5 protein-coding genes are annotated in these 5,069 nt (G+C 32.6%); all 5 read right to left on the minus strand.

The features are described from left to right. Window positions 1–191: 191 nt before the first annotated feature. On the minus strand, window positions 192–1,202 hold the full coding sequence (locus tag HGPG_RS04845; RefSeq protein ID WP_019124936.1) for an aminomethyl transferase family protein: 1,011 nt from the start codon (window positions 1,200–1,202) through the stop codon (window positions 192–194). A 165-nt stretch (window positions 1,203–1,367) separates the two neighbouring features. After that, window positions 1,368–1,877 (minus strand): transcription repressor NadR, encoded by a 510-nt coding sequence (locus HGPG_RS04850; protein ID WP_019124937.1) that lies wholly within the window; start codon window positions 1,875–1,877, stop codon window positions 1,368–1,370. Between the two features lie 7 nt (window positions 1,878–1,884). Continuing rightward, window positions 1,885–2,730: a carboxylating nicotinate-nucleotide diphosphorylase gene (gene nadC / locus HGPG_RS04855; RefSeq protein ID WP_019124938.1), complete on the minus strand. Its 846-nt coding sequence runs from the start codon at window positions 2,728–2,730 to the stop codon at window positions 1,885–1,887. Then, window positions 2,702–3,964 carry an L-aspartate oxidase gene (locus HGPG_RS04860; RefSeq protein ID WP_019124939.1) on the minus strand — a complete coding sequence of 421 codons (1,263 nt, stop codon included), beginning with the start codon at window positions 3,962–3,964 and terminating at the stop codon, window positions 2,702–2,704. Before HGPG_RS04860 ends, nadC begins: the two co-directional genes overlap by 29 nt. A 1-nt stretch (window position 3,965) precedes the next feature. Beyond that, window positions 3,966–4,883, minus strand: coding sequence for a quinolinate synthase NadA (gene nadA, locus HGPG_RS04865; RefSeq protein WP_019124940.1), 918 nt, complete (start codon window positions 4,881–4,883; stop codon window positions 3,966–3,968). Window positions 4,884–5,069 lie beyond the last annotated feature (186 nt).

Consider the following 5,069-nt stretch of genomic DNA (forward strand, 5'->3'; position numbering starts at 1 on the left):
GGTTTTTTTGCAAAAAAATGGCTCTATAATTATTTTTGGATTAAATCTCTAAAAAATATTTCGTAAAAAAAATTGCACCCATATCTTTGATTCATTCTTAAATAAACAAAGACATAAGTGCAAAATTTTTATTTAAAATTTATTATAACTTAACATAAAAAAGGAGCCCATAGACTCCTTTTATCCTTATCTTATCCTCTTACTCTTTCATTTTCTTTGTCATAGAAAACTCTGTCGCATAATTTTGCCTTTAGGCTGCCTGCCTTAGTTTTAATTTCAACTTCTTTTCCTTCCACTGCACATTCCTTTTCAATTAAGCAGTAGCCAATGAATTTTTCTAGAGTGTAGCCGTAAGTGAATTTAGTAACCTTGCCGATTTCCTTGCCATCACAAAGAACAAGATCTCCTGCTTCAACTTGACCTTCTTCTAAAAGTTCAAAGCCGAAAAGATCTCTCTTAATGTTTCCCTTTGCCTTTAGAAGTTCATCCTTGCCAATGAAGTCACTATCCCAGTGAACTGTCCAGCCATAGCCAACTTCAAGAGGATTTGTGCCTTCAAGGTCGCTCATTAAAACATAGCCCTTTTCTCCTGGCAAACTTCCAATAATTACATCAGTGGTAATATTAACTAAGCCAAATTCCTTGCCGCATTCCTTAATTTTTTCTTCGAGAACTTCCTTCTTGCCGCTTTCAACATAAAGTTCGTAGCCAAGTTCGCCTGTGAAGCCTGCCCTTGCAACCATAATGTCTAAGTCGCCAACAGTATTGTCTTCAATAGTGAAAAATTTCATAGAAGAAACATCTTTATCCACAATTCTATTTACAAGATCTCTTGACTTTGGACCTTGAAGAGCAAACATAGTTAGCTTTGCAGTAATGTCCTTGTAGTCTATATCGCAGCCGCCCTTAAATTTGTCAAACCAATTAATCATCTTGTCAATGTATAAAGTTGAAATCAAATACTTGTCTTCTTCCAACCTAAAAACAATAACATCGTCAATAATTTTTCCCTCTTCATTTAGCATTGTAGTGTAAAGTGCGTGACCCTTTTTCATATTTTTTATGTCATTTACAAAAACTTTGTCTAAAAAAGTTGCTGCATCCTTACCCTTGACATCTAAAACTTGGTGAGTGAAATCATAATAACCAACGCCATTTCTAACAGCTTCGTGTTCTTTTCTTCTTAATACATCATTTTTCATAAAATCACTTTCCTTTATCACGTTACAAAAATAAATCTCTCACCCCTAATATACCCTCAAAAGTTTTTTAAAAACAAAAAAGCACAAGACATATATCTTGCGCTTTCTTAATAAGTTTAGCTTTTAAATTTTTTATATTGCCTTTACTGAGAGAAAAGCATATTTTTATTCCTCTATTAAAAATCCAAGTTCCTTCAAGACAAGTTCAATTTCTTCAATTACTTCTTCATTTTCAGTAACAACTGTGTGGAAGTGAACTCCACCAGTAAGTACATCTAAGGGCTTTGACTTTTCTTCCTTCATTTTTTCTAAAAATATTTTTACATCTCGCCTAGAGGAGCAGTTTAAATCCTTTTTTATTTCTCCATAAACCTTGTGGTGAACTATTACATCTTTCACTCTTCCACCAAGGTCAACAATAGCATTTAATTCTTTATTTATATCTTTATCGCTGTGTTTAACTTTGAAAACTTTTTGAGTTCTCTCTTCGTTTATATAGTAACCCCTATTAGTTGAAACAATATCCTTTCCACTAGCTCGAAGTATGGCTATATCTTGCACTATTACTTGCCTAGTTACATCAAAATTTTCTGCCAACTTTTCTCCTGATATTGGCTTTTGATTGTCATATAAAAATTTTAATAGGTCATCTCTTCGTGTTTTTGGTTCCTTCATATCTTCCTCAATAGATTTTTAAATTTTTCATGGATAAGTCTAGGACTCCTGCCTGGTAAGTTATGGCACCAGATGAAATATAATCAATGTCTAAATCTTTATAGTCATTAATATTTTCAAGGCTAATATTTCCTGAGCACTCGATTATTGCCCTCTTATCAATAAGCTTAGTGGCTTCTTTTATTTCTTCTATATTCATGTTGTCTAACATAATTATATCAGCTTTAGCTTCTAATGCTTCTTTCACTTCATCTAAATTTTCTACTTCAACTTCAATTTTTTTGACAAAGGGATTTAGGCTTCTTACTTTTTCTATGGCATTTTTTATTCCACCAGCAGCATCTATGTGATTGTCCTTTATCATAATTCCGTCAGATAAGTTATATCTGTGATTGTAGGCGCCGCCAAGAGTTACTGCATATTTTTCCAAAATTCTCATGCCTGGTGTAGTCTTTCTAGTGTCTAAAATTTTTACAGAGTCACTATTAAGGGAAGCTACCATTTTTTTAGTATAAGTGGCAATACCGCTCATCCTTTGCAAATAATTTAGGGCAGTCCTTTCGCCTTCTAAGATTGCCCTGGCTTTTGCCTTTACTATACCCACTAAGTCAGAATTATTTACCTCATCGCCATCAGAAAAATTAAATTCAAAAGTTGCATCTTCATCTAATATTTCAAAGACTCGCTTAAATACATCAAGGCCTGCAATAATTCCCCTATCCTTTGAGATTAAACTTACTTCTCCCTTTTCATCTTTTAAAATTGCATCTGTAGTGATGTCGCCACTAGTCATGTCTTCTCTTAGAGCAGAAATAATATACTTATCAATTACTATTGGCTTTAGCTCTCTCATCTTCTCTTATCCTTTCAAAAATAATAACACGATCTTTTTCTTTATCAATCTTTCCAGCATCAATTTGAAAATCTATTTTTCTATCTTCAAGTTTATTTTCATTTAAGTAATCTGCCAAAAGTCTTCCAAAAACTACACACTCTAAAAGTGAGTTGCAGGCAAGTCTATTGGAACCATGAATACCAACATTTCCTGCTTCTCCAACTGCGAAGAGTCCCTCTATATTAGTCCTTCCCTTAATATCACATTCTATGCCGCCCATAGTATAGTGTTGACATGGAACAACGGGAATATTTTCATATCTTGCATCTATTTGCCTATCTTTTAATTCCTTAAATATCATTGGAAATCTCTTTGGAATTTTGTCTTCACCTAGTGGTTTCATGGACAAGTATTCAAAGTCTACCTTTTCTTTTTTCATTTCCCTTAATATTGCCTTTGCCACAATATCTCTAGGCTTCATTTCGTCGGTGAATCTCTCCTTTTTGTGGTTTAATAAGAGAGCGCCCTCACCTCTTGCAGATTCAGAAATCAAAAATTGTCTCTCTGCCCCTTCTTCATATAGGGAAGTTGGATGAAACTGAATGTAGGAAATATCCTTTAACTTGACACCATTTTTTATAGCCATGGCATATCCATCACCACATATATGAGGGAAATTTGTGCTCCTATCAAAAAGTCCACCTAGTCCACCAGTTGCAAGAACAACATTTGTAGAAATAAAAATTTTATCTAAAGACCTTGCGCCATAGCACTTGCCCTTATTTACAATTAAATCAACAATAGGAGTGTCTTCAAATATTTCTATATTAGCTCTTTCCCTAAGCCTTTTATAAAGGACATCTAAAATCCCCTTGCCAATTTCATCATCTATGTGAAGACCTCTGGCTATCGAATGACCGCCTTCTCTTGCATAATCAAAGTCTCCATTCTTCTTTGTAAATTCAACTCCAAGGTCAAGTAAAAAATTTATTGCATCTTGGGACATATCTACCATTTTTTCCACAGCTTGCAAATTATTTTTGTAGTGACCTGCTTTTAATGTGTCTTCAATAAAAGTTTTTCTGTCAGACTTATCCTTTAGGACATTTATGCCACCTTGAGCCAGATATGAATTTGAATCTTCTAACTTTTTCTTAGTTACTAGGGCAATTTTATAATTTTTACTTAACTCTAAGGCTGTGCTAACGCCTGCTAGTCCAGAGCCAATTATTAAAATATCATATTTTTTCATCTTAAGCACCTAGCTCCAACATTCTCTTTAGAGGAATTAAAGCTTTCTCTCTAATTTCTTTATCTACCTCAACTTGATTTTCATTGTTTTCAATTACCCTAATGACTTTATCAATATTTAATTTTTTCATGTCATTACAAATTGGACTTTTTCTCAATTTTCTAAAATTAATATTTGGATATTTTTTCTTTAGCTCAGTAAAAATTCCTTCCTCTGTAACAACTAGTACATCGTCATATTTTCCAGCTTCTTTAATAATAGCCTTTGTAGAACCTATAAAGTCAGCAAGGTCTAAGACTTCTTTTCTACATTCAGGATGAGCTAAAATTTTTACCTTGCCCTTAAAAGATTTAACATCATCAAGGTCAATTTCATCGTGAACTGGGCAGTAACCATCATTTAAAATAACATTTTTATTTGGAAGTGATTTTTTTATGTAGTCGCCAAGATTTTTATCTGGAACAAAAAATATATTTTTTTCTTTTAATTTATTTACAATTTTTGCAGCATTTGAAGATGTAACGCAAATATCTGAATAAGCTTTTATTTCAGCAGTAGAATTTATATAGGTTACAACTGCTAAATCATCATACTTTGCTCTCATCTCTTTAATCTTTTCTACACTTACCATGTGTGCCATAGGACAATCTGATCCAAGATCTGGCATCAATACATTTTTGCTTGGATTTAAAATTTTTACACTTTCGCCCATGAAGTAAACCCCAGCCATGACTATTGTCTTTTCCTTTAACTCAGTTGCCTTTTGAGCTAGGAAAAAAGAATCTCCTATGTAATCAGCTATAGCTTGTATATCCTCATTTACATAATAATGAGCAAGAATAACTGCATCCTTTTCTTCCTTTAATTTTTTTAAGATTTTCACTTTTTCATCAAAGTTTAGTTTTTCTAAATTTTCCAATTCTATCCAATCTCCTAATAAATTTTAAATAAAATTATATTACAAAAAAGATGATGAGACAAGTCAAGTGTATATACACTTGTGAGGTAAAGTGACCTCTTTATTTTTTAATTTACTATAATTTAAAGACAAAAATTTTCTTTTTAATTTTTATCAGGTCCTTTTATAATTGAAGTAAAAAAAGGC

Source organism: Peptoniphilus grossensis ph5, assembly GCF_000311825.1.
Taxonomy (GTDB): Bacteria; Bacillota; Clostridia; order Tissierellales; family Peptoniphilaceae; genus Peptoniphilus_A; species Peptoniphilus_A hominis.

Excerpts from the sequence above, each read along its gene's own strand:
- nadC (WP_019124938.1), bottom strand. The coding sequence starts at position 2,730 with ATGAGAGAGCTAAAGCCAATAGTAATTGATAAGTATATTATTTCTGCT.
- HGPG_RS04845 (WP_019124936.1), bottom strand. The coding sequence starts at position 1,202 with ATGAAAAATGATGTATTAAGAAGAAAAGAACACGAAGCTGTTAGAAAT.
- HGPG_RS04860 (WP_019124939.1), bottom strand. The coding sequence starts at position 3,964 with ATGAAAAAATATGATATTTTAATAATTGGCTCTGGACTAGCAGGCGTT.
- HGPG_RS04850 (WP_019124937.1), bottom strand. The coding sequence starts at position 1,877 with ATGAAGGAACCAAAAACACGAAGAGATGACCTATTAAAATTTTTATAT.